Source organism: Neorhizobium alkalisoli (assembly GCF_007829835.1).
Taxonomy (GTDB): domain Bacteria; phylum Pseudomonadota; class Alphaproteobacteria; order Rhizobiales; family Rhizobiaceae; genus Neorhizobium.
Map to the genome: position 1 here is coordinate 40,509 of NZ_VIWP01000014.1, position 26,445 is coordinate 66,953.

The following is a 26,445-nucleotide window of genomic DNA, read 5'->3' on the forward strand; positions in this document are numbered from 1 at the left end:
CCACATTCTGGGAGGAGCAGATGGTAGATTTGAACGAATTCAGCAACTGGCCCGCGAGCCGGCCCGGCCCGCTTTCGGGCGTCAAAATTCTCGACATCACGCGCGTGGTGGCCGGACCATTCTGCTCGATGATGATGGCCGATCTCGGCGCCACCGTCATCAAGGTCGAACATCCCGACGAGCCGGATTACGCCCGCACCTTCCCGCCCTTCGTCAATTCGGACGAAGAGCAGCTCAGCGCATTTTTCGCCCAGTTTAATCGCAACAAGCTGGCCGTCACCCTCAACCTCAAGACACCGGAGGGGAAGGCGCTGCTGCACAAGCTGGTCGCCAAGGTGGATATTCTCGTCGAGAATTTCCGCCCCGGCACGATGGAAAAGCTCGGCCTCGGTTATGAGGCGCTGCGCGAGATCAATCCGAAACTGGTCTATACCGCGATCAGCGGCTTTGGCCGCACCGGCCCGAATGCCTCGAAGCCGGCCTATGACAATACCGGCCAGGCGGCGGGCGGCCTCTGGTCGATGAACGGTTATCCCGACCGGCCGCCGGTCAGGGTCGGCACGATCATCGGCGATCTCGCTGCCTCGCTTTATGCAGCGATCGGCACGGTCGCAGCGCTGCGCGAGGCCGAACGCACCGGCAAGGGCCAGGTGGTCGACGTTTCGCAGCAGGATTCGGTACTGACGCTCACCGAAAACGCCGTCGTGCGCTACACCGCCCAGAAGGAAGTCGCAGCCCCGCTCGGCAACGACCATCCTTTCGTGCGGCCCTATGGCCAGTTTCCCTGCAAGGACGGTTACGTCTTTTTCGGCGGTTACACCGACAAATTCTGGGCGATCACCTGCGCGATGTTCGGCGAGCCCGACATGGCGAAGGACCCGGCCATCGACACGATGGAAAAGCGCTTCGACCCCGTCACCGCCCAGACCAGGGTAACCCCGCTGCTCGAACGCTGGTTCTCCGCCTATACAAAGGCCGAACTCGAAGACATGGCCGGCGACAAGGTGCCGCTCAGCGCGATCAAGACGATTGCCGAAGTGGTCGAGGACCCGCATATCGCCGCCCGCAACATGATCGTCAACGTGCCGATCGCCGGCAAACTGATCGGCATGTTCGGCTCTCCGATCAAGCTGTCGGGACAGGAACAGGTGCCGCATGAAAAGGCGCCAGCCCCCGGCGAACACAATGCGCTCGTCTTCGAAAAGCTCGTCGGCATCGACGCGCATGAACTCGAAAAGCTCAAGTCGGCGGGAGCGATCTGATGGCGATCGATTACCATAAGGACGGCACCGTCGCGACCATCCGCCTCAACCGGCCGGACAAGCTGAATGCGCTGTCGCTTGCCATGTACGACGATCTCGGTCGCGCCTTTGCCGAGGCAAATGAAGATGATGGCGTGCATGCCGTCGTGCTGGCCGGTGCCGGCGACCGCGCCTTCTGCGTCGGCGCGGATCTCACCGAATCCATTCCGGCGCTGGCCGAAGGCCGTTTTGACATTTCTCACTGGGATCCGGCACATCTGAAGGTCGAGGGCTTTTATAAGCCCGTCATCGGCGCCATCCGAGGCCTGTGCATCGGCGGTGGTTTCGAGATCATGCTGGCGACCGATATCCGCATTGCAGCGAAGGACGCGCAGTTTCAGCTGCCGGAGGCGGGCCACGGTTTCGTGCCGGCCGGTGGCACGCTGGTGCGGCTGGTGCGGCAGATCGGTTATGCCCATGCGATGGAGATCATGCTGACCACCGCGCGTTTTACGGCAGCCGACATGCTCGCCCGTGGCGTCGTCAATCGCGTGGTCGAAGCAGAAGAAGTCGAGCCTACAGCGCAGGAGATCGCCGCCCGCATCGCGAAACTCAGCCCGAGCGCGGTGCAAACGATCAAGGAAGCAGCGCTGACGCTGCAGCACCTGCCGCTGAAGGAGGCCTTTCATCAGGAAGCGGCTCTCGGCCAGCGCACCTTTACCAGCGAAGATGCAAGACGCGGCCTCGCCGCCTTTGCCGAACGGGGAAAAGCGAAGTGACTTTCCGCCCCTTCCCCGATGTGACGATCGTCGAAGTCGGCCCGCGCGACGGGCTGCAGAACGAAAAACGCATTGTCCCCACGGAAGAAAAACTGGCGTTGATCGAGCTCCTCAAGGGCGCCCGCCTGCCGCGGCTGGAGATCACCGCCTTCGTTTCCCCGAAATGGGTGCCGCAGATGGCCGATCACGAGGAAATCCTGCGCCGGACGCCGGCAGCGGACGGGCTGATCCGCTCGGTCCTCGTGCCGAACGAACGCGGCGCGCTTGCGGCGATTGCGATCGGCGTCGAGGAACTGGCGATCTTTACCAGCGCCTCCGAAACATTCGCTGAAAAGAATATCAACTGCTCCATCGCCGAAAGCCTGGAGCGGTTCGAGCCGGTGGCCGCGCTTGCCCGCGAGCACGGCATCAGGTTGCGTGGCTACGTCTCGTGCACGGTCGAATGCCCCTATGAGGGGCCGATCAGACCGCAGGCGGCGACCGGGGTCGCAAATGCGCTGGCCGATCTCGGCTGTGTCGAGATTTCGCTTGCCGACACGATCGGCCGGGCGACGCCTGAGAGCGTCGACGCCATGCTTTCGGCCGTCAAGGCGAGCCTTACGGCCGAAAAGCTGGCCTGCCATTTCCACGATACGTTCGGCCATGCGCTCGACAATGTCGATGTCGCGCTCGGCCACGGCATCCGCGTCTTCGACAGCGCGATCAGCGGCCTCGGCGGCTGCCCATATGCGCCGGGCGCGGCCGGAAATCTCAGCACCTTGCCGCTTGTAAAACACCTTGAGGAGAAGGGGTTTTCGACCGGCATCGATATCGAACGACTGCTGCAGGCGGAGGAGTTTGCAGCCGGTCTTCGGCAGGGGAATACGGAAATCCAGGCCGGCGACGGGAGGCGTGTGTCCGGCTGACGACAGCAACACCAAAGGGAGGAACAGCATGCGCAGCAAAATTCGGAACAAACTTCTTGGCAGTGCGGTCTTCCTGGCCGGACTCATCGCTTCATCCGCGACATTCGCGGAAGATGCAAAGATCAGCGACGATGTCGTCCGCATCGGCCTGATCGAGGACATGAGCGGCGTATATGCCGACATTACCGGCCCCGGCGCGGTCACCGCCGCCAAGATGGCCGTGGAGGAATTTGGCGGCACGGTTCTCGGCAAGAAGATCGAGATCGTTTCCGCCGACCACCAGAACAAGGCCGATATCGGCGGCGCCATCGCCCGCAAATGGTTCGACGAGGAAAAGGTCGATGCCATTCTCGACGTCGCTTCGTCCTCGCCGGCACTGGCGGCACTCGAGGTCGCCAAGCAGAAGAACAAGCTGATTGTGCTGAGCTCCCCCGGCTCGCTGCGCATCACAAACGAAGTCTGCGGCCCCTATGTCATGCACTGGGCCTACGATACCTATGCGATCGCCCACACGACCGGCCAGGCGCTGGTCGATAAGGGCCTCGACAAATGGTATTTCGTCACCGCCGATTATGCCTTTGGCCACGGGCTGGAAAAGGAAACCGGCGATCTTGTTCAAGCCCGCGGCGGCAAGGTTCTCGGCAGTACCCGCCTGCCGATCGGCACGACCGATTTCGCCTCGGCACTGCTGACCGCGCAAGGCTCGGGTGCCAGCGTAGTGGCGCTTGCCAATGCCGGCTCCGACACGATTAATTCCGTCAAGCAGGCGGCCCAGTTCGGTCTCACCCAGGCCGGCCAGAAGCTCGCGACGCTCGGCGGCTTCATCAACGACATCCACGGCCTCGGGCTCGAAGAGGCACAGGGGCTGACGATCGTCGAAGCAAGCTACTGGGATCTCGACGAAAAGACCCGCGAATGGTCGAAGCGTTTCTTCGCCGAGCGCAAGGCCATGCCGAACATGCTGCAGACCGGCACCTATTCCTCCGTCCTGCATTACCTGAAGGCGGTCAAGGAAGCCGGCACCGACGACACGGAAAAGGTGGCCGCAAAAATGCGCGAACTGCCGGTCAACGACGTCTTTTATCACAACGGCAAGATCCGCGAAGATGGCCGCATGATGCATGACATGTATCTGTTCGAGGTGAAGAAGCCGTCGGAATCCAAGGCGCCCTGGGATTATTACAAGCTTCTCGCCACGGTGCCGGGTGACAAGGCGTTTCAGCCGCTGTCGAAATCCACCTGCTCTCTTGTGAAGAAGTAAAGCCGGATGAGGAGGTCAGCTTCCCAGAAACGCATCCCGGTTGTCGTCCACGACCGCGGCAATGTAGTCGGCGACCGCGCGCACGCGCGGAACCCGGCTCATGTCGCGGTGGCGGACAAGGAAATAATGCCGGGTCAGCTGCACATCTTTGGCAAGCACGACCTCAAGCTCAGGCTGACGGCGAGCAATGAAATGCGGCAGGATGCAGAGCCCCTGCCCCTGCAAAGTCGCCGTCAGCTGCGCCGAAATGCTGGAACTCTGGAACCGCGGTTTTATGCCCGGATGCACATCGCCGAGATAGTCGAGCCCCGGCGCAAAAATCATGTCCTGGATATAACCGATGAACGGATGGAGGAGCAGGTCGTCCCGCTTCCTCACCGCCGGGCTAACCGCCAGGTAAGCCCGCGTGCCATAGATATTGAGCCGGTAATCGGTGATCTTCTCGATCTCGTAAGGCCCGCCCTTAGGCGGATCGAGCGAGATGGCGATATCGGCCTCCTTGCGCGACAGCGACATGATCTGCTGGATCGTCACCAGTTCCAGCGACAGGTTGGGATGCTGGATGGTGAAATCACCGATCTGGTGCGCGAGGAAGAAGTTGGCGATGCCTTCCGGCGCACTGAGCCGGACGACGCCCTGATGGGCGGCATTGCCCGAGGCGATATCCATCTGCAGGCGGTCGGCCTCGCTTTCCATCCGTTCGGCAGCGTCGATGAACCGCTGGCCGATGACGGTCAGCACGTAACCGCGCGGATTGCGCTCGAACAGCTTGACCTTGAGCGCGAATTCCAGCCGGTCGATACGGCGCGAGACGGTGGCATGGCTGGTGCGCAGGTGCCGGGCGGCGACCGAAAGCTGGCCGGTGCGGGCGACCGCCAGGAAATATTGCAGGTCGTCCCAGGTAAAACCGGGATGGCCGAAACCGGGATTGCTGGTCATGCCGTCGCGCCGCCCAATCCTGTGTTTCTGTTCAAAAATGAACAGATGCTGTTTGCAATTAACAATGCGGCGCTTCTTGCGTCAACGGCCGTTTTACTGAACCATGCGGGCTGGAAAGGCTGCTTTGAGGAGGGCAGCCTGCCAATTTTGAACAGACTTCGCGCCCGTTAGGGCATTCAGTCATCTCTGGGAGGAGATCTTATGCGAAAGACGTTTCTGACGTCGCTGGCAGTCTTGCTGGCGAGTGGCACTGCATTTGCTCAAAGTGCATCTGACGGCAAAGTAAAGATCGGCATTCTGAACGATCAATCCGGCGTCTACGCCGATTTCGGCGGCAAGTCGTCGGTCGAGGCCGCCAAGATGGCGGTCGAGGATTTTGGCGGCAAGGTGCTGGGCGTACCGGTCGAGATCGTTGACGCCGACCATCAGAACAAGCCGGACGTCGCCTCCAACATTGCCCGCCAGTGGTATGACACCCAGCAGGTCGATGCGATCATGGACCTGACCACCTCATCCGTCGGCCTCGCCGTCCAGGCGCTGTCGGGTGAAAAGAAGAAGATCACCATCAATACCGGTGCGGCAACGACCGACCTGACCGGCAAGGCCTGCACGCCCTACGGCTTCCACTGGGCCTATGACACCCATGCGCTGGCTGTCGGCACCGGCGGGGCGCTCGTCAAGCAGGGCGGCGACAGCTGGTTCTTCCTGACCGCCGACTATGCCTTCGGTTATTCGCTGGAACAGCAGACTGGCGACTACGTCAAGGCCAATGGCGGCAAAGTGTTAGGCTCGGTGCGCCACCCGCTCTCCAGCCAGGACTTTTCGTCCTTCCTGCTGCAGGCACAGTCTTCCGGCGCCAAGGTGATCGGCCTTGCCAATGCCGGCCTCGACACCGCCAATTCGATCAAGCAGGCGGCCGAATTCGGCATCGTCCAGGGCGGCCAGAAGCTGGCGGCGCTGCTCTTCACGCTGGCCGAAGTCAACGGTCTCGGGCTTGAAGCAGCCCAAGGCCTGACCTTGACCGAAGGCTATTACTGGAACCTCGACGACAAGAGCCGAGAGTTCGGCAAGAAATTCTTCGCCCGCACCAAGAAGATGCCGAACATGATTCATGCCGGCACCTATTCCGCCGTAACTCAATATCTGAAAGCCGTTCAGAAGGCCGGCAGCGACGACAGCGATGCGGTCGCCAAGGCGCTGCACGAAATGCCGGTCGATGACTTTTTCGGCCGCGGCGGCACCGTCGGCGCCAATGGAAGGATGATCCACGACATGTATCTTCTGCAAGTGAAGAAGCCGAGCGAAAGCAAGGAACCCTGGGACTATTACAACGTGCTTGCCACCATTCCCGGCAAGGAAGCCTATCTCGATCCGGCCAAGGCCGGCTGCCCGCTGGTGAAATAATGGCAGTCCTTGCAAAGGAACTGCACGAGGAGCCGCGGGTGGTCTTGTCCGCCCGCGGTCTCTCCAAAAGCTTTGGCGCCTTCGCGGCTGTCAACAATGTCGATCTCGATATCAGGCATGCCCGTGTTCATGCACTGATCGGCCCGAACGGTGCCGGCAAGACCACGGTGTTCAATCTCCTCACCAAATTCCTGCAGCCGACTGCGGGTTCTATTACCTTGCTCGGGACGGATATTACCAAAACGCCGGCCGACAAGGTGGCGCGCATGGGCCTCGTCCGTTCTTTCCAGATCTCGGCAGTCTTTCCCTATCTCTCGGTGCTCGACAATGTCCGTGTCGCGCTGCAGCGGCCGGGCGGGCTTTCGACCCAGTTCTGGCTGCCCATGTCCTCGCTCGACCGGCTGAACGAGCAGGCCGACGAGCTGATCGAGACGGTCGGCCTTAAACGCGAGCGCAATGCAATCGCAGCCGACCTTTCCTACGGCCGCAAACGCGTGCTGGAAATCGCAACGACGCTGGCGCTCGATCCAAAGGTACTTCTGCTCGACGAACCGATGGCCGGCATGGGACAGGAGGATATCGGCACCGTTTCCAACATCATCCGCGATGTCGCAAAGACCCGCGCGGTGCTGATGGTGGAACACAATCTCTCGGTCGTCTCCGACATCTGCCACCAGGTCACAGTTCTGCAGCGCGGCGAGATCCTGGCCGAGGGAGATTATGCGACGGTCGCACAGGATGAGCGCGTGCGGCTCGCCTATATGGGCACGGAGGACGCTTGAATGGCCGCACCCCTGCTGCAGGTTTCCAATCTCAATGCCTGGTATGGCGAAAGCCATATACTGCACGGCGTCGACATGACCGTGCGTGAAGGCGAAACGATCACCATTCTCGGCCGCAATGGCGTCGGCAAGACGACGACGCTGCGCACAATCATGGGCATCATCCGCGAGCGCAAGGGCGAAATCCGTTTCAACGGCCGTGACATGGCAGGCGTGCCGCTGCATCGCACCGCCCATGTGGGCCTCGGCTTCGTACCGGAAGAGCGCGGCATCTTTTCGACCCTGACGGTCGAGGAAAACCTGATGCTGCCGCCGGTCGTGGCCGAGGGTGGCATGCCGGTTGCCGAGATCTACGAGCTTTTCCCGAACCTCTATGAGCGCCGCGGCAGCCCCGGCACAAAACTGTCCGGCGGCGAACAGCAGATGCTGGCCATCGCCCGCATCCTGCGCACCGGCGTCAAACTGCTGATCCTCGATGAACCAACCGAGGGGCTCGCCCCCGTCATCGTTCAGCGCATCGGCGAAATCTTAAAGACGCTGAAGGAACGCGGCATGACGGTGCTGATGGTCGAGCAGAACTTTCGCTTCGCCAGCCGCATCGCCGATCGTTTTTACCTGATGGACCACGGCAAGATGGTCGCAGACTTCCCGGTCGGCGAACTGCCGGAGCGCATGGACACGCTGCATAAGGTTCTGGGGGTGTGATGATGGGCAGGATTTCAGGATCGATTGCAGCCATCAATTCCACGCTGACGGGTGCGGTCTTTGCCCCTCACCCTAACCCTCTCCCCGCAAGCGGGGAGAGGGGACGTGCCTCGCTTGAGGCAAAAGAGTGCGGCAGATGCCCTTCTCCCCGCACGCGGGGAGAAGGTGGCGGCAGCCGGATGAGGGGCAAATCATACCATCTTGCGTCTCTGCCAAGGAGCCTCACCCCATGACGATGATCTTCGGCATCCCGCTTCAGGCCTTTCTCGGCCAGCTGCTGATCGGCCTGATCAACGGCTCCTTCTACGCGCTGCTCAGCCTCGGCCTCGCCGTCATCTTCGGCCTGCTGCGCGTCATCAACTTCGCCCATGGCGCGCAATATATGCTCGGTGCCTTCGTCGCGATGCTGATGCTGCAATATTTCGGCATCAACTACTGGTTCGCGCTGTTTCTGGCGCCGATCGTGGTCGGCCTGTTCGGCGCCGTCACAGAACGTTTTCTCCTGTCGCGGCTCTATAAGCTCGACCACCTTTACGGCCTGCTCTTCACCTTCGGCCTGGCGCTCACCATCGAAGGCACGTTCCGCTATCTCTACGGCTCCTCCGGCCAGCCCTATGCGCCGCCGCAGCAGCTGACCGGCGCCACCAATCTCGGCTTCATGTTCCTGCCGATCTATCGCGGCTGGGTCGTGATCGTGTCGCTGATTGCCTGTATCGGCACCTGGCTTCTGATCGAAAAGACCAAACTCGGCGCCTATCTGCGCGCCGCGACCGAAAACGCCACGCTGGTTCAGGCCTTCGGTGTCAACGTGCCGGTTCTCCTGACGCTCACCTACGCACTCGGCGCCGGCCTTGCGGCCTTCGCCGGTGTGCTGGCTGCCCCCGTCTATCAGGTCTCGCCGCTGATGGGCTCCAACATCATCATCGTCGTTTTCGCGGTCGTCGTGGTCGGCGGCATGGGCTCGATCATGGGGGCGATCGTCACCGGCTACATGCTGGGCATTGCCGAAGGCATGACCAAGGTCTTTTACCCGGAAGCCTCCAACATCGTCATCTTCGTGATCATGGCGATCGTGCTTCTCATCCGCCCGGCCGGACTTTTCGGCCGGGACGTTTAAGCGAGGTGGCAAAATGAGCGACGTGATCCACAATTCCTCCGCCACCTCTACCGCGAGCGGCCGCACCGAACGGTCGGCGACCGCATCGAAAACCTATGCGGCCTTCCTTGTGATCGGCCTTCTGCTGTTGCTGATCGCGCCGGCTTTCCTCTATCCGATCTTCCTGATGAAGCTTCTGTGCTTCGCCCTCTTTGCCTGCGCCTTCAATCTTCTGCTCGGTTATACCGGCCTCCTCTCCTTCGGCCACGCGACCTTTTTCGGTGGCGCAGCCTATTTCACAGCGCATGTGGTTAAGGAATGGGGTTTTCCCCCTGAGATCGGCATTCTGGTGGGAGCCGCGGGAGCGGCCTTCCTCGGCCTGATCATGGGCTTCTTCGCCATCCGCCGGCAGGGCATTTATTTCGCAATGATCACGCTCGCACTGTCGCAGATGTTCTTCTTCTTCTGCCTGCAGGCATCGTTCACCCATGGCGAGGACGGCATCCAGTCCGTACCCCGCGGCCATCTCTTCGGTTTCATCGATCTCGCGAACACGACCAACATGTATTACTTCGTGCTCGGCGTGTTCCTGATCGGCATGATCGTCATCTGGCGTTTCATCAACTCGCCTTTCGGCATGATCCTGAAATCGATCCGCGAGAACGAGCAGCGCGCCATTTCGCTCGGCTATTCCGTTGCCCGCTACAAGCTCGGCGCCTTCGTCATGTCGGCGGCCTTGGCAGGACTTGCCGGCGGCACTAAGGCGCTGGTCTTCCAGTTCGCGACGCTGACCGATGTCGGCTGGCAGATGTCTGGCGAGGTGATCCTGATGACCTTGCTCGGCGGCATCGGCACGCTGATCGGCCCGATCTTCGGCGCTGGGCTTGTCGTGACCTTGCAGAACTATCTAGCGACCTCGCAATTCCCGGTGACGATAATCACCGGCGTGGTCTTCATGATCTGCGTTCTGCTCTTCCGGCGCGGCATCATCGGCGAATTCTACGCCTCGCGCCTCGGCCGCAAACTTGGTTTCGAGCATCGGCGCTGATCGGCTGAAATCATGGAAACCTATGACTATATCATCATCGGTGCCGGCAGCGCCGGCTGCGTGCTGGCCAACCGCCTCTCGGCCGACGCCCGCAACCGTGTCCTGCTGCTGGAAGCCGGCGGCAATGACAATTACCACTGGGTGCATATCCCCGTCGGTTATCTCTATTGCATCAACAACCCGCGCACCGACTGGTGTTTTACAACGGAAAACGAAGCAGGCCTCAACGGCCGCTCCCTCTCCTACCCGCGCGGAAAACTACTCGGCGGCTGCTCCTCGATAAACGGCATGATCTACATGCGCGGCCAGGCGCGAGATTACGATCTCTGGCGGCAGATGGGCTGCACCGGCTGGGGCTGGGACGACGTTCTGCCGCTCTTCCGCAAGAGCCAGGATTTTTACAAGGGCGCCGACGAGATGCATGGCGAAGGCGGCGAATGGCGGGTGGAAAAATCCCGCGTCCGCTGGGCCGTGCTCGACGCCTTCCAGAAAGCCGCGGAAGAGGCCGGCATCCCCGTCACACCGGATTTCAACCGCGGCGACAATGAAGGCTCCGGTTATTTCGACGTCAACCAGCGCTCCGGCATCCGCTGGAACACCTCGAAAGCGTTCTTGCGCCCTGCAATGAAGCGCCCCAATCTGAACGTCCTTACCAAGGCCCATGTCCGCCGGCTGATCGTTGAGGGCGGTGAGGTGAAGGGCGTCGAATTCCAGCATGACGGCGTGGCAAAAACCGCCCATGCTCGACGCGAAACGGTCCTCTCCGCCGGCGCGATCGGCACACCGCATGTTCTCGAGCTGTCGGGCATCGGCCGCGGTGACGTGCTGTCGGACGCCGGTATCGATGTGGTGAAGGAGGTAAAGGCCGTTGGCGAAAACCTGCAGGATCATCTGCAACTACGCCTCGTTTACAAGGTGACCGGCGTGCCGACCTTGAACGAAAAGGCCTCCCGCCTGCTCGGCAAGGCGGCGATCGGGCTCGAATATGCCCTGAAACGCTCAGGCCCGATGTCGATGGCGCCAAGCCAGCTCGGCATTTTCACCCGCTCCGGCGCCGACAAGGAAACCGCCGATCTCGAATATCACGTCCAGCCCGTCTCTCTCGACAGGTTCGGCGAGCCGGTCCATTCCTTCCCGGCCATGACGGCAAGCGTCTGCAATCTGCGCCCGGAAAGCCGCGGCTCAGTGCACCTGAAAGGACCGGATTTCGCCGCAGCCCCCGCAATTCGCCCGAACTATCTTTCCTCGGCCGCCGATCGCGACGTGGCGGTACGCTCGATCAGGCTCACCCGTCAAATCGTCCGCCAGCCGGCCTTTGCGCGCTATCACCCGGAGGAATACAAGCCCGGCCCGGCCTATGAGACCGATGCAGATCTCGAAAGAGCAGCTGGCGAGATCGGCACGACGATCTTTCATCCGGTCGGCACGGCCCGCATGGGGGCCGACCCCGACAGTGTCGTCGATCCGCGGCTAAAGCTACGGGCGCTCGGAAAACTGCGCATCGCCGATGCCTCGATCATGCCGAACATCACCTCCGGCAACACCAATTCGCCGACGATCATGATCGCCGAAAAGGCGGCCGAAATGATCCTCGCCGACAACCGCTAATGACAGGAAGGAAAAACGAGATGACCAGGATCGCTTTTATCGGGCTTGGAAACATGGGCGGGCCGATGGCCGCCAATCTCGTCAAAGCCGGCCATCAGGTGAGCGGCTTCGATCTATCGGAGGAGTCGGTAAAGGCCGCAGCCGAGACCGGCGTTACTCCTGCGGCGACACTTGCGGCCGCGGTACATGATAAGGCTTGCGTAATCACCATGCTGCCGAAAGGAGAACATGTCGCCTCCGTCTGGACTGCCCTTGCCGGGCTCGTATCTCCCGGCACATTGCTGATCGACTGCTCGACCATTGATGTCGAAAGCGCCAGACAGGCCCATGGCCTCGCGGCCCGCGGCGATTGCCCTTCGCTGGACGCCCCTGTCTCCGGCGGCACGACGGGTGCTGCCGCCGCCACGTTGACCTTCATGGTCGGCGGATCGGACGAGGCTTTTGCCGCGGGACAGCCGATCCTCGAAGCGATGGGCAGGAAGATCGTCCATTGCGGCGCCGATGGTGCCGGCCAAGCCGCGAAGATCTGCAACAACATGATCCTCGGCATTTCGATGATCGGCGTCAGCGAAGCCTTCGTGCTCGCCGAAAAGCTCGGCCTGTCGCACCAGGCCCTTTACGACGTTGCCTCGACCTCGTCGGGCCAATGCTGGTCGCTCACCACCTATTGCCCGGTCCCCGGCCCGGTCCCAACCTCCCCCGCCAACAATGACTACCGCCCCGGCTTCGCAGCGGCGCTGATGTCGAAGGATTTGAAACTTTCTCAGGACGCGGCAAGGCAGTCCGGCGCCGTAACGCCGATTGGGGCTTTGGCGTCGGATCTATATGCCGAATTTGAAAATAATGGTCATGGCTTGGAAGATTTTTCGGCGATCGTGCGGATGCTGCGAGATAGGCCTGGACGTAATTTTTCATAGACTGACTAATTAAGTAGAATGACCTCGTCGATCATGCATCGACATATTCCACGGCATCGATTCAGAAACGCCCAGATCTCAACCTCGAATCTTGGATGTCTGCGACATTTCGCCCGCAAGCCAAATTGCCCTTCATGAATGAATGTATGGATGATATGAAAGTGTATGGATATAAATCCATACACTATTGGTTGGGCTTATGTGGAAAGCGCGCATTATCGGCGGCGGCCGTCTGAAATACATCGGCTTGGCGGATGCTCTGGAACAGGACATCCAGACGGGTATCATTGCTGCGGGCGACCGTTTGCCACCGCAGCGTTCCATTGCCGAGGCGCTTGGCGTTGACCTGACAACGGTGACAAGGGGCTTCAATGAAGCTCACCGCCGCGGACTTATTGAAGCGCAGATCGGCAGGGGTACTTTTGTGAGGGATTATTCGAGCGCACGCAGCTCGAAGATTCGTCCTGCAGCACTAGATCTCAGCATGAACATTCCATGCCAACCGGCCAGCGTCGATTTTCAGCAATTGCTGCCAAAAGGGATTGCCGCAGTGCTTGCCAACGGCAAGGGGCTGATGAACCTGCATTACCAGGATAGTGCGGGTGCAGAACCGGACAGGCAGGCGGCGACCCAGTGGCTCAAGCAACGGATCGAGAATGCAGATTTCGATCGTATCGTTGTTGCGGCTGGTGCCCAGAGCGCGCTTTTTTCCATTTGTGAACTTTTGCTGTCTCGGGGTGACGTCATTGCCGCCGGCGAATTTACCTATCCCGGCCTGAAGGCCGTCGCGGCTCAAATGCGCGTGGAGATTGATCCGATCGCCATGGATGATGAGGGATTGCTACCCGACGATTTCGAGCGCAGCTGCCGGATCAGGCCACCAAAGCTTCTGTACGTCATTCCAAATATCGACAACCCGACGGCTACGACCATGCCCGAACCGCGACGTGCGGCTCTTGTGGAAATTGCGCGGCGCTACGGCGTAGCGATCGTGGAAGATGATCCTTACGGTCTCCTGCTTGAGGCGCCGGGCCGCGCCTTTGCGGATCTCATGCCGGAGGCAACCTGGCATATTTCGACACTTTCCAAGTGTGCGACGCCGGCCTTGCGGGTGGCCTATATCCTCGTGCCCAAGGCAGCGGATGCCCTGCAACTCGCATCCGTTACCAGAGCCATGATGCTGATGGCGCCTCCGCTTATGTCAGCACTCGCAAGCAGCTGGATCATGGATGGGACACTGGCGGCAATAACAGCGGCCATCAGACGCGAGGCGCGGGCGCGGCAGATGCTTGCATCGTCGCTGCTCAGCACCTTCGATCGTTCCGCCAACATGTCTGGCCACCACTTGTGGCTTCGGTTGCCCAGCGGCCAGCGTGCTGACGATCTGGTCGAGGCTGCGCTGCGCAGGGGCGTACTCATCGTTCCAAGCTCTGCCTTTGCCGTCGGGAAATTTACGACAGAAGCGGTCAGAATTTCCCTTGGAGTCGCGTCCGACCGCAGTGAACTCGAGGACGGGTTGAACCAGCTTGCCAGCCTTGTCGCCCAGCCGGCAACGCTTGCCCGGGCGATCGTCTAGACAAGCTGTCCGGAACCATTGGGCAAATCTGCTTACGCCGCATGGCGGGATTTTTTTGATCGAAGTGAGCTTCGTCAATGACGTGAAGAAAAAATGAAGCTGCAGAAGCAGCGGTTTTGCGGTCGCGCTTCGCGCGACGGATAGTGTCAAACAATAGCCTGGAATATTCAAAATGAACGATTGGGTAGATTGGTTTCCTTTAGTCTTCTTTCCTCTCAAGGCCATCGTGTTGGGCGTTGGCATGTTTTTCGCCATCAAGTGGCATCGCGACCAAGAGAAGAAGAAATAACGAAACGAGCGGACTGCAATCGCCCGCCGAACGCATCCTTTGATGCCTCAGATTGGTGGGCCGTATCCGGCGTTGTGCAACAGTACCTAGAATGAGGAATGTGGCGGTGTCGGCAGGCGATCAGCAAACTCTGAATAGGCGTAAGGCCGGATCTAAGAGCCCGAAAGCTGATTTGGCGAAACTATGCCGAACGCGTCTCCATCGTGCCAATCACTTCCGCAGCATCATCTCCGCCCCCTTCATGGCGATCATCGCAGTGGGCGTGTTGGTATTGCCGGAGGTGATCGACGGCATGACCGAAGCATCGATAACCCGGAGGCCGTCAATGCCGAATATGCGCAATTCATTGTCGACGACAGCCATTCTGTCGCCTGCAAGGCCCATTTTCGCCGTGCCGACCGGATGGAATATCGTCGTGCCGATATCGCCGGCGGCACGTGACAGCGATGCCTCGTCGTCACCAACCGTGCTGCCCGGAACGATTTCATTCGGTGTGTAGGCCGAAAGCGCGGCCTGCTGCATCAGCCGCCTGGTCACTCGGATCGCATCGGCTGCGACCTGCCTGTCCGCATCCGTGTCGAGATAACAGGGAGCGATGACCGGCTTTTCATGCATGTCCCGCGATTTCAGCCGGACATAACCACGCGATTCAGGCCGCAGATTGCAGGCGCTGACCGTGATCGCCGGAAAGCGATGCAACGGATCGCCGAACTTATCGAGCGAGAGCGGCTGGACGTGGAATTGGAGGTTGGCGCGCTCCTGATGAGGATCAGACCGAGTGAAAATCCCGAGCTGTGACGGCGCCATGGTCAGCGGGCCTCTGCGGCACAGGGCATAATCCACACCCATCATGCCGCGGCGAAACAGGTTGTAATAGGTCTCGTTGAGCGTCCTTGCGCCGTCGATCGTGTAGATCATTCGCTGCTGGAGATGATCCTGGAGATTGCGGCCGATGCCCGGCCGATCCGCCAGAACCTCGATCCCCGCATCCTGCAGCCACTCCCCGGGACCGATGCCGGAGCGATGGAGAACCTGAACGCTGCCGATGGCGCCCGCCGAGAGCACGACTTCGCGGCGCGCCCTGATCGTCACCGACTTGCCGTCCAGCAGGCAGGATATGCCCTGCGCCCGGCCATCCTTGAGGATCACCTTGTCGACCTGCAGATTGGTGCGCAGTTCCAGATTCTTCCGGTGCAAGGCAGGCTTCAAAAAACCTCTGGCCGAGGACCAGCGGCGGCCGCGCTTCTGGTTGACGTGGAAATAGCCGCTTCCCTCGTTATTGCCGATATTGAAGTCGGCGATCTTGTGGATACCCATCTCTTCCGCCGCATCCCGCACGGCATCCAGGATCGGCCATGAGATGCGCGGCTCCTCGATCCGCCAGCCGCCGCCGGCACCGTGGAGCTCCGTATCGCCGAGAAAGTGATCCTCCAGCTTTCGAAAGACGGGAAGGACATCGCTCCAACCCCAGCCATCGAGACCCAGCTGGCGCCAGTGATCGTAATCCTGGACCTGGCCACGCATCGAAATCATCGCATTGATGGCCGATGAGCCGCCGATGACTTTTCCGCGCGGATAGGCGAGGCTGCGACCGTTCAGGCCGGGCTCGTCCACCGTCCTGAACATCCAGTCCGAACGGGGATTGCCGATGGCGAAAAGATAGCCGACAGGGATGTGGAACCAGATCCAGTTGTCCTTGCCGCCGGCTTCGAGAACGAGCACGCGGTTTGCCGGGTTTTCCGACAGACGATTGGCGAGGATGCAGCCTGCAGTGCCGGCGCCCACGACGATATAATCGAATTCTTCTTCCATCACGTCCGACTTGCCGCATTCATCAAAATGGAGCATCCGCAACCCTTGCGGACCACCCGGCTGGCGAGAGTTTTTTTGCTCAGCGCCCGGTAAAATTCGGCTTGCGCTTTTCGACGAAGGCGCGCTGCGCCTCGCGGGCATCTTCCGTCGTGGACAGTCCAACAGTGACCGTCTGCTCGAAACGATATCCGTCCCGCACCGGCATGTCCGCGACCGTGTTGAAGGCGTGTTTGACGCGCTTGACCGCAATCGGGCTCTTGGCCGCAATCTCCTCGGCAATCTGCATCGCCTCGGCCATGAGACGGTCCTTCGATACACAGGCTTCGATCACGCCAAGGCGGTAGAGTTCGGAGGCTGGGAGCTTGCGCCCGGTAAAATACATGGTGCGCGCCTTGGAGCGACCGAAATGCTCCATCAGGAAGCGTGCCCCACCGGCCAGACCGACATCGAGTTCCGGCATGACGAAATAGGCATCCTCCGATGCAAGCATGATGTCGCAGGAGAGCATGAGCGCAAAACCCGCGCCGATCGCCGGACCGTTCACGGCGGCGATGACGGGTTTTTCGCAATCGCTGACGGCATAGAAGAATTCCCGCGTCAGGCGGTTGTGGCGGATATAGTCGCCGGGTTCATGCACCAGATCCACGCGTTCCTTCACGTCGGCGCCCGCTGAAAACACCTTGCCGGCGCCGGTCAGGATGACGGCGCGCACATCCTCGCGATCGCTGACATGGTCGAAGACGCGGATGAACTCTTCCCGGCTCAGCCGGTTCTGCGCGTTGACCGGCGGACGATCGAAGGTCACGGTCGCAATGTTGCGCTCCACCTTCAGGGTCAAGGTTTCAAATTCCATCAGATGTCCTCCTCAATTCTGAGCGGACGATAGAGGAGCTTTCGGCGAGCCGACACATACGCCGATGGAGAAGCTTGTTTGCGCCAACTGCAAAACGTTGATGGTTCTCCGCCCTGGCTTTCCGCAACCGGCAAAGGTGATGTTCAATTCCCGCGGCTTATCGGTCGGCGGTCAGCTGCTATCCAGACATATCGCAAAACAAGGAGGATTTCCGTGACCACCGGAAGATATGTCAGCGATCTCGACGAGGGGGATGTCTTGGGCCCCGTCGAATATACGATCAGCCGTTTCGTCATACGCGAATATGCCCATGCTGTTGAGCTGCACGAGGACTGCTTTCAGCATAAGAACGGGCAGATCGCGCCGCCCACCATGGTGCATCTCGACAAGCTGCGTCTCTACAAACATGCCTGCCCGGCAGGCACCGGACCGCATGCGCGCGTGCATGTCGAATATGACGCGACCATACATGCGCCGGTTCCGGCAGAGGCCAGACTGAAGATCGAAGGCCGTGTTTCGTCGCGTTATCTGAAGCGCGGCCGCGACTATGTGCATATGGAGATCGAAATGCGCCTGGCGGAGACCAATGCCCTGCTCGTCTCCTACCGCGATACGGTCATCCTTTCCTACAAGGGTGAAGAGAAGGAAGGAAATCGCGCCAATGGCTGACACGACCAAAAGCTTCGAACCGGGGCAGGAATTTACCAGCCGGATGCGCATGATGACGCGCGAAAGAATGCGCTGGTATGTCGATGCCCAGCCGACCGTCGCACTCGATACCGGCCGCATCGAGCGCCAGGAACCGACGATCCACGATGATGACGACTATGCCCGTTCCCAGGGCTTGCCCGGCATCATCGCCGATGGCATGGTTTCCACGAACTGGATCATGGGCCTGCTGATCGATACCTTTGGCGACCATGTCGCCCGCGGCGGTTCTCTTCGCACCCGCTATATCAAGCCGGTCTACGAAGACGACAAGCTCACGTCACATGCCCGCGTAACTTCCGCCGAGAAGGCAGACGGCAAGACCGCCTACAAGCTCGAAGTCTGGTGCTCGAATGGCAATGGCGACCCGGTGACCGTTGGCGAAGCAACGGTCGTCGTTCCGAACTGACGCCTTCATGGCAATGAAAAGCCCGGCTCCTTGAAAAGGGAGCCGGGCTTTTTTGGTTGTCGCGTTTGAGGCAGATCGCAGCCTCAGTGCCCCAGATAACTCGCGGCGACGGCATCGGACGACAGCAGTTCGGCAGCCGGTCCTTCGAGCGCGCAACGTCCGGTCTCAAGCACATAGGCCCTTTCACCGACCGCTTCCGCGAGCGAAAGGTTCTGCTCCACGAGAAGAATACTGACGCCCTGTGCCCGGATCGAGATCAGTGCCGTCGCGACCTGTTCGATGGCGACAGGCGACAGGCCCTGCGTCGGCTCGTCCAGAAGGAGGAGCGAGGGACGGGCCATCATCGCACGCGCAAGAGCCAGAAGCTGCTGCTCGCCGCCGGACATCAGGCCGGCATTCTGGTTCCTGCGCTCCGCCAACCGCGGAAAGAGATCGAAGGCCTTCTGCAGATCCGGGCCTTTCGGCTCGCCATGGATCCAGCTGCCGAGCCTGAGATTTTCCAGCACGGTCATGTCCGGAAAGACCTGCCGCCCCTCGGGCACTTGCACGATGCCGGCGCGCACGCGGTCCGCCGGGCTCGCACCCGTCATGTCCTTGCCGTCGAAGACAATTTTCCCGTGTCGGCAGGGCAGAAGGCCTGAAATGGCGCGGCAAAGGGTCGATTTGCCGGCGCCGTTCGGCCCCAGCACGACGACGGAACCCGCTTCCTCGACCTTGATGCTGATATCGTGCAGCACTTCCAGCCGATCGTAACCGGCGGCCAGATTTTCAATGCTCAACATGTTTCAGTCCCCTGCCGAGATAGGCGTCGATCACGGTCGGATTGTTCTGGCATTCGGCCGGTGTTCCCTCGAACAGCAAACGTCCCTGCACGAAGACGCTGACGCGCGAGGCAAGCTCCATCAAAAACCGCATATTGTGCTCGACGAGCAGCACGGTCAGCCCCTGGCCATGGAAATGCCGGATGACCTCCGCCATTTTCGTAATCTCGTCGGGTGCCAGACCAACGGCCGGCTCGTCCAGAAGCAGGAGTTTTGGCCGCAAGCCGAGCGCAAGCGCCAACGACAGACGGCGCAGTACCGCGTAGGGAAGTTCGCCAGCGACGCGGTCGAGCACATCGCCAAGCGCCAGCGCCTCGATCAGATCGTCGGCATTGGCATCGCCAGCACCGGCCACATGGGCAATGCGCAGGTTTTCGCGTGCCGTCAGTCCCATGAAGACACGGGTCTGCTGAAAAGTGCGGACAATGCCATATTGCACGGCGCTTGCCATCGGCCAGGGCCCGTTCTGACGACCATTGAATTCCATCGATCCTTCGCTCGGCTTGACCAGTCCGGAGAGGATGTTGATGAGCGTGGTCTTTCCCGCACCGTTCGGCCCGATCAGGCCATGGATCGTACCTTCCTCGACCGACATGGTGATGTCACTCAAGGCGGTGATCCCGCCAAAACGTTGGGTAATCGCATTTATGGAAAGAAGGCTCATCGCGCTTCGGCCTCCTTTGATATCACGACGCGTCCTGACCGGCTCATCCGTTTGGCGGCAGCCAGCAGGAAGCCGGCTATTCCCTTCGGTGCGAAGAGAATGAAGAAGAGCAGGATCAGACCGTAGATGAACACGGCATAGGTGCTTGCACCGCGCAGGATTTCGGGAAGAGCGACGATGAGGACGGCACCAAGCACCGGCCCCCAGAGCGTTCCCATGCCGCCAACCACGACATACACGACCGTCTGGAACCCTGTTGCCATGACCGAGAAATCGTCAGGACCGACGAAGTTCGAAATGGCGGCAAACAGCGATCCCGCCGCGCCGGCAAAAACGGCGCTGAAGCTGAAGGCGCAAAGGCGCGCCATGCCGATCCGAATGCCGAGCGACTGTGCCAGGACGACATCCTCCCGCACGGCAAGGCATGCGGCACCGATCGAGCTTCTGAGGAAGAGCATCGAGGCACCGTAAGCGACGGCCAGCACGAGGAGCGCGATGACGAGATTGTTGCGCTGTGGCGCATCCGCGAAACCCGGCAGCGAAGGCAGGCCCGGAATGCCGATGAAGCCGCCGACGCCGCCCGTGATCGGTTCCAGCACGAGAAAGAGCTGGTAACCGACAAGGCCGATACCGAGCGTCAACACGGCAAAATAGATGCCACGCGTGCGGAAGGCGACCAGGGCTATGACCGTTCCCATCACGCCGCTGATCACGGCGCTGGCAACCAAAGCCGGCCAATAACCCCAGCCTGAATTTGTCGTCAGATAGGCCGTCGTATACGCGCCGACACCGTAGAGAAAACCATGCGCCAGCGAGAGATAACCAGTGAGGCCGAGCAGCACGTCATAGGAGACGGCCAGGATGGACATCAGCACGATGATTGTCGCGACATAGAGCAGATAGTCGTTGGCGAAGGGAATGCCGATGACGGCGAGCAGCACGACGATGGCCGGAATGACCCAGCGGAAGGTGATTTCCTGTTTCATCGCAGAACCTCCGCGCGTCCGAACAGACCGTTGGGCCGAACGATAAGAACGATGACGAGAACCGCGAACGTGCCGATATCCTGCAGCTGGCTCGAAATATAGGCCGAGACGAGGATTTCGAGAATGCCGAGTACGAAGCCGCCGACAATCGCGCCCCAGAGGTTGCCGACACCGCCGATGACGAGAATGACAAAGGCTTTCAGTACCGGGTTAAGACCCATGGTCGGATAGATCGGAAAACTTGCGCCGAGCAGCGAGCCGGCAAAACCGCCGATCAATGCGCCGATCGCAAAGGTGGCGATGCGGATCCAGATCAGGTCGATGCCCATCAGCTGCGCCGCCATCTTGTTCTGCGACATGGCGCGGATGGCGAGGCCAAGGCGCGAGCGGTGCAGCACCACCCAGACGAAAAGCCAGCAGGCGATCGTCGCCGCGAAGATCAGCATCTGGTAATAACCGATGCTGAAATAGGCGGTGCGCAAAACGCCGGGAAGCGGCGACAGGGTCGTATGCGGCTCGGCACCCCAGATCAGGGTCGCGACCTGCTGCAGGACGGTCGACATGGCGAGCGCCGAGATCATCAGACTGAGATTGCCGCCGGTATCGATCCGCCGGTAACCGACCTGATCGAGCAAGATGCCGACGATTACGACGGCAAGGCTGGCGATCGGAACCGCCACCCAGAAATTCATGCCATAGGCCACGAGCACATAGGTGAAGCTCGCACCGAGCATATACAGCTCGCCATGGGGAAAGTTCGGGATCTGCAAGACCCCGAAGACGAGGGTCAGGCCGAGCGCGATGAGAGCATAGCTGCTGCCAAGCGCAAGGCCGTTGACCAGTTGCTGTGGAAGAAGTTCGAGCATTTTCTCAGTTCTTCGTGGTCATTTCGATTTTGTCGCCGGGCGGGTTCTGCCAGCTTTCACCCTTCCACACCTGGCAGGCGCTGGGCGGGTTTGCCTGGCCATCCTTGAAGAGGAGACCGTTTTCATAAGGCTGGTACTGGATGATGAGGTTGGGGACATCCGTCACCTTCATCTCCGTCAGGGCCTTGGCGACATCGGGTGCCTTGATGCTGCCGGCCTTCTGCATGGCCGTCGTCAGGATCCAAAAGGCGTCATTGCTGAAGGAGGCGTTTTCACCCGGATCCTCGCCGTACTTCTTCTTGAACTCTTCCTGCAGCTTCAAGGCATTCGGAACATTGAGCCGGACATAATCGGCCATCATGCGCGGGATGCAGTTCGTCACGCCGTCCATCTGCGCCGACGGAATATTCTTCATCACCGTCGAAGGCGGCGCGCCCATTTCCCAGACGATCTGGCCCTTGAAGCCGAGGGCTTCGGCCTGTTTGGTGATCAGCGCGCCCTCGCCCGGATAACCGCGCAGAACCAGCGCATCCGGCATGGAGGCCCGCAGATTGGTCAGCTGTGCCGAGAAATCGGTGTCGCCGATCTGGAAATGTTCAAGACCCGTGACCTTCACGCCCGCCTTTTCGATGGATTCACCCATGCGCTTTTCGGACATGACGAAGCCCTGATGGCTGCGATCGGTCATGACGGCAACGCTCTTGACCTTGTTTTCGGTCAGATAGTTGAGAACCGCATTGTTGTAGGTATCGGCGCTGGCCTGAACGCGAAAACTGTTCTTGCCGTTGACGACGCCATCGGCGATCGACCCGTCGATGATCTGCAGGAGGTCGGTCTGCTTGTCGATGATCGGCTTGACCGCAGGCGCGACGGCGCTGGCGAGCGGGCCGAATATGAAATGCACATCATCCGTCATCAGCTTGCGCAGGGCCGCGACGCCCTTGGTCGCCTGGGCCTGGTCGTCGCCGGTCGCAATCGAAAGCGTGTATTTCGTTCCGCCGACGTCGAGACCGCCCTTCTCGTTCGTCTGCTCGGCGCGCAGCTTCAGGGTCTGGCTCATGACTAGACCGTAGAACGAGGCCGGGCCGGTCACCGGATGCAGCTCGCCCAGGGTCAGGTTTTCGGCAAAGCTGCCAACGGCGCTGGCAGACAGGAATGTCGCTGCCGTCAGCAGGGTCTTCATCATTTTCATGTTTTCCTCCTCCAGGAAATAGTTCGGGTAATCAGGCCTGTCTTGTTAGCGTGTCCTCGGCTCCGCGATCCCGGCGGATGCGCCGCAATCCAGAACGAGCGTCTGTCCGGTAATGCAGCGCGCTTCCTGCGATACGAGGAAGACTGCCGAATCGGTAAAGTCCTGTGGCGTCGGCATGCGGCGCAGGGGAAGATTGTCCGCCATCGCGGCTATGCGCGCGTCGACATTGTCCGTGGTGCGCGAAAGCTGGTCGCGCAGCAGCGGCGTGTCGATGCCGACAGGCGCAAGCGCGTTGACGCGCACGCCCGCAGGCCCGAACTCCAGCGACAGGCTTTTCACAAGACCGGTGATCGCATGTTTCGTCGCGGTATAGGCGCTGCGCCCCGGGCGACCGAGCACGGCTTGCAGCGAGCTGGTGAACAGCAGCGCCGGCTTTTCGCTTCTGCTGAGGCTTCGAAGCGCCGCCTGGGCCGAAAAGATCGCACCGATCAGGTTGATCTGGATCGCCCTTTCGATCTTTTCAGGCGCGATTTCGAGAAGATTGCCGCTGAATGCAACGCCCGCATTGGCATGGAAGATATCGACCGGGCCGCCGAAAAAGGCTTCCGCCTCGTCGATCAGCGTCTCGCATTCCTCGCTTTTCGAGATATCACAGGCCAGCGCCTTTGCGGTCTTGCCGTCCACATCAAGATCCGCCGCAACCTTTTCGGCTTTCGCAAGGTCGATATCGGCAACGATGACGCGTGCCCCTTCCTTGTGAAAACGGCGAACGGTTGCTTCTCCCAAACCGCTTGCCGCACCGGTAACGATCGCTGTCATGCCAGCCAGACGCATTTCATCCTCCTCATGCAATGGCCAAATCATGTTGGCCCGTCTTCAGGACCATAGCTATCCTGTCTTGGGCCAATGCACCTTTGCAAAAAACAAAAAGATAGGTTTCGGATCTGTTCAGAACCGGCCGCCATTCGCATCAACGACGGAACCGGTGACGAAACTCGCACGATCACCGGCAAGAAATGCAACGACATCGGCGATCTCGCTCGGGTCGGCCGGGCGCTTCATGCCGATGCGGGCCGAATTGATCGCCCGCTGTTCCGGACTCATCTCGGCATTCATGTCCGTCACCACCTGGCCGGGAGCAACGGCATTGACCCGGATCTGCTTGTCCGCCAATGCCTTGGCAAGGCTCAGCGTTGCACCGATGACGCCGGCCTTGGAGGTTCCATAGTCCGGCCAGATCGAACCGAAGCGGCCGGCGGAAGACGCCACGTTGACGATCGAACCGGGGCGGTCCTCGGCAATCAGCCGCCGTGCCACATGCTGGCTGGCAAAGATGACCGGCCGCAGGTTGATCGCCACCGTCCTGTCGAATGTCTCGGGCGTCAGTTCAAACAGCGTCTTGGAGGAAAGGATGCCAGCATTGTTGACGAGCACCCGCACAAGGCCATGTTCCGCCTCGATTTTCTCCAGTGTCGCGATCAGCGCCGCAAGATCGGAAATATCCGCGACATAACCTTCGAGATGATCCTGCTTTGCAGTTGTTGCAATGTCGACCGCTGCAACCCAATAGCCGTCTGCAATCAGCGCATCGCAGATCGCGGCACCGATGCCCTTGGCACCGCCTGTCACGACGGCAACCGGCCTGCGCTCTTTCACGGCTGTCATCTTGCCTCTCCCAGCCCGAGTTCGATGCGCAGAAGTTCGAGCGGATCGCGGCCATCACGAGACGAGATCGTCCAGTTATCGCGAAGCCTGCCGCCCGGTATCGTCGGCATGCCGCGATAGACTTCGTAGATGACGGCGCGTTTTTCGATGCGCCATACACCATCGCGCCGCGTTACCCGGTCCGCATAGCGCCCGATCGCCTGACCTTGAACGGCCTCGTCATCCGCCAGCGGTTCGCGCAGAAAATAATTCGCCCGCGCATCGCCGGCGCTCGGCAGGACGCGCTGATAGGTGATGAAATAGCTCTCCACCAGCGCGCTGTCGGGCGTATCAAATTCGATGATGCAATTGGCGATCACATGCATCGATTGTTCGATATGGGCATGCCGCTGCTGCAGGCTGGCGATGAAGCCGTCGATATCGCCCTTGTAATTGCCGTGGTCGTCGAATGCGTCCGGATGATAGACCGCCCGTACGGCGTCCCAGTCCTTTCGATCGACGCCCCGCGCATAACGGTAGAGCAGTTCCTGGATTTCGATACGGTCATACAGACGCGCGAGGCGTTCGTTCGTCATGGCAGATGACATGAGATGCTTCCGATTGTGTCTGGGTAAATTTGGCGGCGCTTCCCGCCGGAGAGATCAGTTGACCAGATGCCAGGCGCCGTCTTTCCAGACCTGCGCCAGCGTCGGCAACTTGGCTTGCCCTTCCTCGAACAGGAGCCCATCCTTCTGCGGCACGAATTCCGTCACGAGGCGCGGGATTTCGCTGACCTTGACGGTCTTCAGCGCTTCCGCCACCGCCTTGGGATCGGTGCTTTTTGCCTTCTGCAAGGCAACGAACAGAAGATTGGCGCTGTCATAGCTGATCGCCGAGTTCTCGCCGAGATCGGCGTTGAACATCGCCTTGTAGGCTTCACGCAAGGCCATCGCCGCGGGCGTTTTCCGGTCCACGAAATAGTCGGTCTTCGGCGGAATGCCATTATAAACGCCGTTCATATCCTCGTCGGTGATGTTCTTCACCACCGTCGTCGCCGGCGCATTGACCTCCCAGACGATGTCACCCTTGTAACCGAGCTGGCGGGCCTGCTTGGTGATCAGGGCATCCTCGACCGGCGCATCCCGCAGGAACAGGGCGTCGGGCTTCAACTGCATGATCTGGGTGATCTGGGCGGAGAAATCGGTATCACCAACCTTGAAATAGGACTGGCTGACGACCTTGTGGCTGCCTTTCTCCAGCTTGGCGACAAGATCCTTTTCCGTCACCATGAAACCGGCGGCGAGCCGGTTGGTCAGGAAGGCGATCGTCTGCGACTTCCTGATATCGGCAATTTTTACGACGGCGTCGTCATAGGTGCCGGCTGTCACCGTCGTGCGGAACGTATTGACGTTGTTGACGATGTTTTCGGCGGTCGAACCGTCGATGATCTGCACGACATCAGCCGATTTCATGATCGGCGCAACGGCGGATGCGACCGGGCTCGACTGCGGGCCGATGATGTATTTCACGCTGTTAGCGATCAGTTTTCGCGTCGCGGCGACACCGGCCACGCCGGTCGCCTGGTCATCACCGGTTTCGAGCCTTACCTGGTAGGTTTCATCACCGATCTTCAGGCCGCCCTGGTCGTTGATCTGCTTGATCGCAAGCTGCATGCCACGGCTCATCGGAATGCCGTAATAGGACGCCTGACCGGTGATCGGGTGCAATTCACCGATCACCAGCTCGGCAGCACTGGCCGATGGCGTGGACATTGCCGTTGCGCTGAAGAGCGCAAAAGCTGCAAAAGACGTGTGCAAGTGGCGCATGTGATCCCTCCCGGTTTTTTATCTATTGTGTCGGCGTCGGAAACCTTGCGTGGCTTCTGTCTGGCCCCGCCTCCTCCGACAGGCCCATCGACCGCTTCCGATGAAAGACTTCGC

At 60.4% G+C, this 26,445-nt stretch carries 27 protein-coding genes; 15 read left to right on the top strand and 12 right to left on the bottom strand.

Features of this window, described 5'->3' with window-relative positions:
- The first annotated feature begins 20 nt into the window (after nt 1-20).
- The 4 genes from FHW37_RS29685 to FHW37_RS29700 are packed head-to-tail and all read left to right on the top strand — an operon-like array spanning nt 21 to nt 4,186.
- A complete protein-coding gene (locus FHW37_RS29685; protein ID WP_145643114.1) occupies nt 21-1,262 on the top strand; it encodes a CaiB/BaiF CoA transferase family protein in 1,242 nt (413 codons plus the stop codon).
- The gene (locus tag FHW37_RS29690) at nt 1,262-2,020 is read left to right on the top strand and encodes an enoyl-CoA hydratase/isomerase family protein (RefSeq protein WP_145643116.1); all 759 of its coding nucleotides are present in this window, start codon (nt 1,262-1,264) and stop codon (nt 2,018-2,020) included. Before FHW37_RS29685 ends, FHW37_RS29690 begins: the two co-directional genes overlap by 1 nt.
- Nucleotides 2,017-2,925, top strand: coding sequence for a hydroxymethylglutaryl-CoA lyase (locus tag FHW37_RS29695; protein WP_145643118.1), 909 nt, complete (start codon nt 2,017-2,019; stop codon nt 2,923-2,925). The genes FHW37_RS29690 and FHW37_RS29695 overlap by 4 nt, the downstream gene beginning before the upstream one ends.
- Nucleotides 2,926-2,953: 28 nt before the next feature.
- Nucleotides 2,954-4,186 carry an ABC transporter substrate-binding protein gene (locus FHW37_RS29700; protein WP_145643120.1) on the top strand — a complete coding sequence of 411 codons (1,233 nt, stop codon included), beginning with the start codon at nt 2,954-2,956 and terminating at the stop codon, nt 4,184-4,186.
- 15 nt (nt 4,187-4,201) lie between these two features.
- On the opposite strand, the gene FHW37_RS29705 is transcribed toward FHW37_RS29700, so the two are convergent.
- On the bottom strand, nt 4,202-5,125 hold the full coding sequence (locus FHW37_RS29705) for a LysR family transcriptional regulator (protein WP_145643122.1): 924 nt from the start codon (nt 5,123-5,125) through the stop codon (nt 4,202-4,204).
- On the opposite strand from FHW37_RS29705, the gene FHW37_RS29710 reads away from it, so the two are divergent.
- The 9 genes from FHW37_RS29710 (at nt 5,099) to FHW37_RS29750 (ending at nt 14,261) form a co-directional block, all read left to right on the top strand.
- Nucleotides 5,099-5,296, top strand: a complete 198-nt coding sequence (locus tag FHW37_RS29710; RefSeq protein ID WP_145643124.1) for a hypothetical protein — start codon at nt 5,099-5,101, stop codon at nt 5,294-5,296. The genes FHW37_RS29705 and FHW37_RS29710 overlap by 27 nt on opposite strands.
- Nucleotides 5,297-5,326: 30 nt before the next feature.
- Complete coding sequence (locus FHW37_RS29715) at nt 5,327-6,529, top strand: ABC transporter substrate-binding protein (protein ID WP_145643125.1); 1,203 nt, start codon at nt 5,327-5,329, stop codon at nt 6,527-6,529.
- A complete protein-coding gene (locus tag FHW37_RS29720; RefSeq protein ID WP_145643127.1) occupies nt 6,529-7,311 on the top strand; it encodes an ABC transporter ATP-binding protein in 783 nt (260 codons plus the stop codon). Before FHW37_RS29715 ends, FHW37_RS29720 begins: the two co-directional genes overlap by 1 nt.
- Nucleotides 7,312-8,016 (top strand): ABC transporter ATP-binding protein, encoded by a 705-nt coding sequence (locus FHW37_RS29725; protein ID WP_145643129.1) that lies wholly within the window; start codon nt 7,312-7,314, stop codon nt 8,014-8,016.
- A 229-nt stretch (nt 8,017-8,245) separates the two neighbouring features.
- A complete protein-coding gene (locus FHW37_RS29730; protein ID WP_145643131.1) occupies nt 8,246-9,133 on the top strand; it encodes a branched-chain amino acid ABC transporter permease in 888 nt (295 codons plus the stop codon).
- A 13-nt stretch (nt 9,134-9,146) separates the two neighbouring features.
- A complete protein-coding gene (locus tag FHW37_RS29735) occupies nt 9,147-10,160 on the top strand; it encodes a branched-chain amino acid ABC transporter permease (protein ID WP_145643133.1) in 1,014 nt (337 codons plus the stop codon).
- Between the two features lie 12 nt (nt 10,161-10,172).
- Nucleotides 10,173-11,768 carry a GMC family oxidoreductase gene (locus tag FHW37_RS29740; protein ID WP_145643135.1) on the top strand — a complete coding sequence of 532 codons (1,596 nt, stop codon included), beginning with the start codon at nt 10,173-10,175 and terminating at the stop codon, nt 11,766-11,768.
- A gap of 20 nt (nt 11,769-11,788) precedes the next feature.
- Nucleotides 11,789-12,685, top strand: a complete 897-nt coding sequence (gene mmsB / locus FHW37_RS29745) for a 3-hydroxyisobutyrate dehydrogenase (protein WP_145643137.1) — start codon at nt 11,789-11,791, stop codon at nt 12,683-12,685.
- A 199-nt stretch (nt 12,686-12,884) separates the two neighbouring features.
- Entirely contained in the window at nt 12,885-14,261 is a 1,377-nt protein-coding gene (locus FHW37_RS29750) for a PLP-dependent aminotransferase family protein (protein WP_145643138.1), read from the top strand.
- Between the two features lie 499 nt (nt 14,262-14,760).
- On the opposite strand, the gene FHW37_RS29755 is transcribed toward FHW37_RS29750, so the two are convergent.
- Entirely contained in the window at nt 14,761-16,398 is a 1,638-nt protein-coding gene (locus FHW37_RS29755; RefSeq protein WP_246690993.1) for a GMC family oxidoreductase, read from the bottom strand.
- Nucleotides 16,399-16,441: 43 nt separating this feature from the next.
- Entirely contained in the window at nt 16,442-17,215 is a 774-nt protein-coding gene (locus FHW37_RS29760; protein ID WP_145643140.1) for an enoyl-CoA hydratase/isomerase family protein, read from the bottom strand.
- Nucleotides 17,216-17,428: 213 nt separating this feature from the next.
- On the opposite strand from FHW37_RS29760, the gene FHW37_RS29765 reads away from it, so the two are divergent.
- The gene (locus FHW37_RS29765) at nt 17,429-17,884 is read left to right on the top strand and encodes a hypothetical protein (RefSeq protein WP_145643142.1); all 456 of its coding nucleotides are present in this window, start codon (nt 17,429-17,431) and stop codon (nt 17,882-17,884) included.
- The gene (locus tag FHW37_RS29770; RefSeq protein ID WP_145643144.1) at nt 17,877-18,332 is read left to right on the top strand and encodes a MaoC family dehydratase; all 456 of its coding nucleotides are present in this window, start codon (nt 17,877-17,879) and stop codon (nt 18,330-18,332) included. Before FHW37_RS29765 ends, FHW37_RS29770 begins: the two co-directional genes overlap by 8 nt.
- A gap of 83 nt (nt 18,333-18,415) precedes the next feature.
- Here FHW37_RS29770 and FHW37_RS29775 read toward each other — a convergent pair whose 3' ends face one another.
- The 9 genes from FHW37_RS29775 to FHW37_RS29815 form a co-directional block, all read right to left on the bottom strand.
- Nucleotides 18,416-19,114 carry an ABC transporter ATP-binding protein gene (locus tag FHW37_RS29775; protein ID WP_145643146.1) on the bottom strand — a complete coding sequence of 233 codons (699 nt, stop codon included), beginning with the start codon at nt 19,112-19,114 and terminating at the stop codon, nt 18,416-18,418.
- Nucleotides 19,101-19,817 (bottom strand): ABC transporter ATP-binding protein, encoded by a 717-nt coding sequence (locus FHW37_RS29780; RefSeq protein ID WP_145643147.1) that lies wholly within the window; start codon nt 19,815-19,817, stop codon nt 19,101-19,103. Before FHW37_RS29780 ends, FHW37_RS29775 begins: the two co-directional genes overlap by 14 nt.
- Nucleotides 19,814-20,803 carry a branched-chain amino acid ABC transporter permease gene (locus FHW37_RS29785; protein ID WP_145643149.1) on the bottom strand — a complete coding sequence of 330 codons (990 nt, stop codon included), beginning with the start codon at nt 20,801-20,803 and terminating at the stop codon, nt 19,814-19,816. Before FHW37_RS29785 ends, FHW37_RS29780 begins: the two co-directional genes overlap by 4 nt.
- The gene (locus tag FHW37_RS29790) at nt 20,800-21,669 is read right to left on the bottom strand and encodes a branched-chain amino acid ABC transporter permease (protein WP_145643151.1); all 870 of its coding nucleotides are present in this window, start codon (nt 21,667-21,669) and stop codon (nt 20,800-20,802) included. The genes FHW37_RS29785 and FHW37_RS29790 overlap by 4 nt, the downstream gene beginning before the upstream one ends.
- A 4-nt stretch (nt 21,670-21,673) precedes the next feature.
- Nucleotides 21,674-22,861 (bottom strand): ABC transporter substrate-binding protein, encoded by a 1,188-nt coding sequence (locus tag FHW37_RS29795; RefSeq protein ID WP_145643152.1) that lies wholly within the window; start codon nt 22,859-22,861, stop codon nt 21,674-21,676.
- A 45-nt stretch (nt 22,862-22,906) separates the two neighbouring features.
- Nucleotides 22,907-23,695: an SDR family NAD(P)-dependent oxidoreductase gene (locus FHW37_RS29800; RefSeq protein ID WP_186458472.1), complete on the bottom strand. Its 789-nt coding sequence runs from the start codon at nt 23,693-23,695 to the stop codon at nt 22,907-22,909.
- Between the two features lie 114 nt (nt 23,696-23,809).
- On the bottom strand, nt 23,810-24,526 hold the full coding sequence (locus FHW37_RS29805; RefSeq protein WP_145643155.1) for an SDR family NAD(P)-dependent oxidoreductase: 717 nt from the start codon (nt 24,524-24,526) through the stop codon (nt 23,810-23,812).
- Entirely contained in the window at nt 24,523-25,113 is a 591-nt protein-coding gene (locus FHW37_RS29810) for a nuclear transport factor 2 family protein (protein ID WP_145643157.1), read from the bottom strand. Before FHW37_RS29810 ends, FHW37_RS29805 begins: the two co-directional genes overlap by 4 nt.
- A gap of 54 nt (nt 25,114-25,167) precedes the next feature.
- Complete coding sequence (locus FHW37_RS29815; RefSeq protein WP_145643159.1) at nt 25,168-26,331, bottom strand: ABC transporter substrate-binding protein; 1,164 nt, start codon at nt 26,329-26,331, stop codon at nt 25,168-25,170.
- Between the last annotated feature and the right edge of the window lie 114 nt (nt 26,332-26,445).

What these genes read in the sequence shown, in the direction of transcription:
- FHW37_RS29685 (WP_145643114.1), top strand. Translation starts at nt 21, where the DNA reads ATGGTAGATTTGAACGAATTCAGCAACTGGCCCGCGAGCCGGCCCGGC.
- FHW37_RS29690 (WP_145643116.1), top strand. Translation starts at nt 1,262, where the DNA reads ATGGCGATCGATTACCATAAGGACGGCACCGTCGCGACCATCCGCCTC.
- FHW37_RS29700 (WP_145643120.1), top strand. Translation starts at nt 2,954, where the DNA reads ATGCGCAGCAAAATTCGGAACAAACTTCTTGGCAGTGCGGTCTTCCTG.
- FHW37_RS29710 (WP_145643124.1), top strand. Translation starts at nt 5,099, where the DNA reads ATGGCCGAAACCGGGATTGCTGGTCATGCCGTCGCGCCGCCCAATCCT.
- FHW37_RS29705 (WP_145643122.1), bottom strand. Translation starts at nt 5,125, where the DNA reads ATGACCAGCAATCCCGGTTTCGGCCATCCCGGTTTTACCTGGGACGAC.
- FHW37_RS29715 (WP_145643125.1), top strand. Translation starts at nt 5,327, where the DNA reads ATGCGAAAGACGTTTCTGACGTCGCTGGCAGTCTTGCTGGCGAGTGGC.
- FHW37_RS29720 (WP_145643127.1), top strand. Translation starts at nt 6,529, where the DNA reads ATGGCAGTCCTTGCAAAGGAACTGCACGAGGAGCCGCGGGTGGTCTTG.
- FHW37_RS29725 (WP_145643129.1), top strand. Translation starts at nt 7,312, where the DNA reads ATGGCCGCACCCCTGCTGCAGGTTTCCAATCTCAATGCCTGGTATGGC.
- FHW37_RS29730 (WP_145643131.1), top strand. Translation starts at nt 8,246, where the DNA reads ATGACGATGATCTTCGGCATCCCGCTTCAGGCCTTTCTCGGCCAGCTG.
- FHW37_RS29735 (WP_145643133.1), top strand. Translation starts at nt 9,147, where the DNA reads ATGAGCGACGTGATCCACAATTCCTCCGCCACCTCTACCGCGAGCGGC.
- FHW37_RS29740 (WP_145643135.1), top strand. Translation starts at nt 10,173, where the DNA reads ATGGAAACCTATGACTATATCATCATCGGTGCCGGCAGCGCCGGCTGC.
- mmsB (WP_145643137.1), top strand. Translation starts at nt 11,789, where the DNA reads ATGACCAGGATCGCTTTTATCGGGCTTGGAAACATGGGCGGGCCGATG.
- FHW37_RS29750 (WP_145643138.1), top strand. Translation starts at nt 12,885, where the DNA reads ATGTGGAAAGCGCGCATTATCGGCGGCGGCCGTCTGAAATACATCGGC.
- FHW37_RS29755 (WP_246690993.1), bottom strand. Translation starts at nt 16,398, where the DNA reads ATGCTCCATTTTGATGAATGCGGCAAGTCGGACGTGATGGAAGAAGAA.
- FHW37_RS29760 (WP_145643140.1), bottom strand. Translation starts at nt 17,215, where the DNA reads ATGGAATTTGAAACCTTGACCCTGAAGGTGGAGCGCAACATTGCGACC.
- FHW37_RS29770 (WP_145643144.1), top strand. Translation starts at nt 17,877, where the DNA reads ATGGCTGACACGACCAAAAGCTTCGAACCGGGGCAGGAATTTACCAGC.
- FHW37_RS29775 (WP_145643146.1), bottom strand. Translation starts at nt 19,114, where the DNA reads ATGTTGAGCATTGAAAATCTGGCCGCCGGTTACGATCGGCTGGAAGTG.
- FHW37_RS29780 (WP_145643147.1), bottom strand. Translation starts at nt 19,817, where the DNA reads ATGAGCCTTCTTTCCATAAATGCGATTACCCAACGTTTTGGCGGGATC.
- FHW37_RS29785 (WP_145643149.1), bottom strand. Translation starts at nt 20,803, where the DNA reads ATGAAACAGGAAATCACCTTCCGCTGGGTCATTCCGGCCATCGTCGTG.
- FHW37_RS29790 (WP_145643151.1), bottom strand. Translation starts at nt 21,669, where the DNA reads ATGCTCGAACTTCTTCCACAGCAACTGGTCAACGGCCTTGCGCTTGGC.
- FHW37_RS29795 (WP_145643152.1), bottom strand. Translation starts at nt 22,861, where the DNA reads ATGAAAATGATGAAGACCCTGCTGACGGCAGCGACATTCCTGTCTGCC.
- FHW37_RS29800 (WP_186458472.1), bottom strand. Translation starts at nt 23,695, where the DNA reads ATGCGTCTGGCTGGCATGACAGCGATCGTTACCGGTGCGGCAAGCGGT.
- FHW37_RS29805 (WP_145643155.1), bottom strand. Translation starts at nt 24,526, where the DNA reads ATGACAGCCGTGAAAGAGCGCAGGCCGGTTGCCGTCGTGACAGGCGGT.
- FHW37_RS29810 (WP_145643157.1), bottom strand. Translation starts at nt 25,113, where the DNA reads ATGTCATCTGCCATGACGAACGAACGCCTCGCGCGTCTGTATGACCGT.
- FHW37_RS29815 (WP_145643159.1), bottom strand. Translation starts at nt 26,331, where the DNA reads ATGCGCCACTTGCACACGTCTTTTGCAGCTTTTGCGCTCTTCAGCGCA.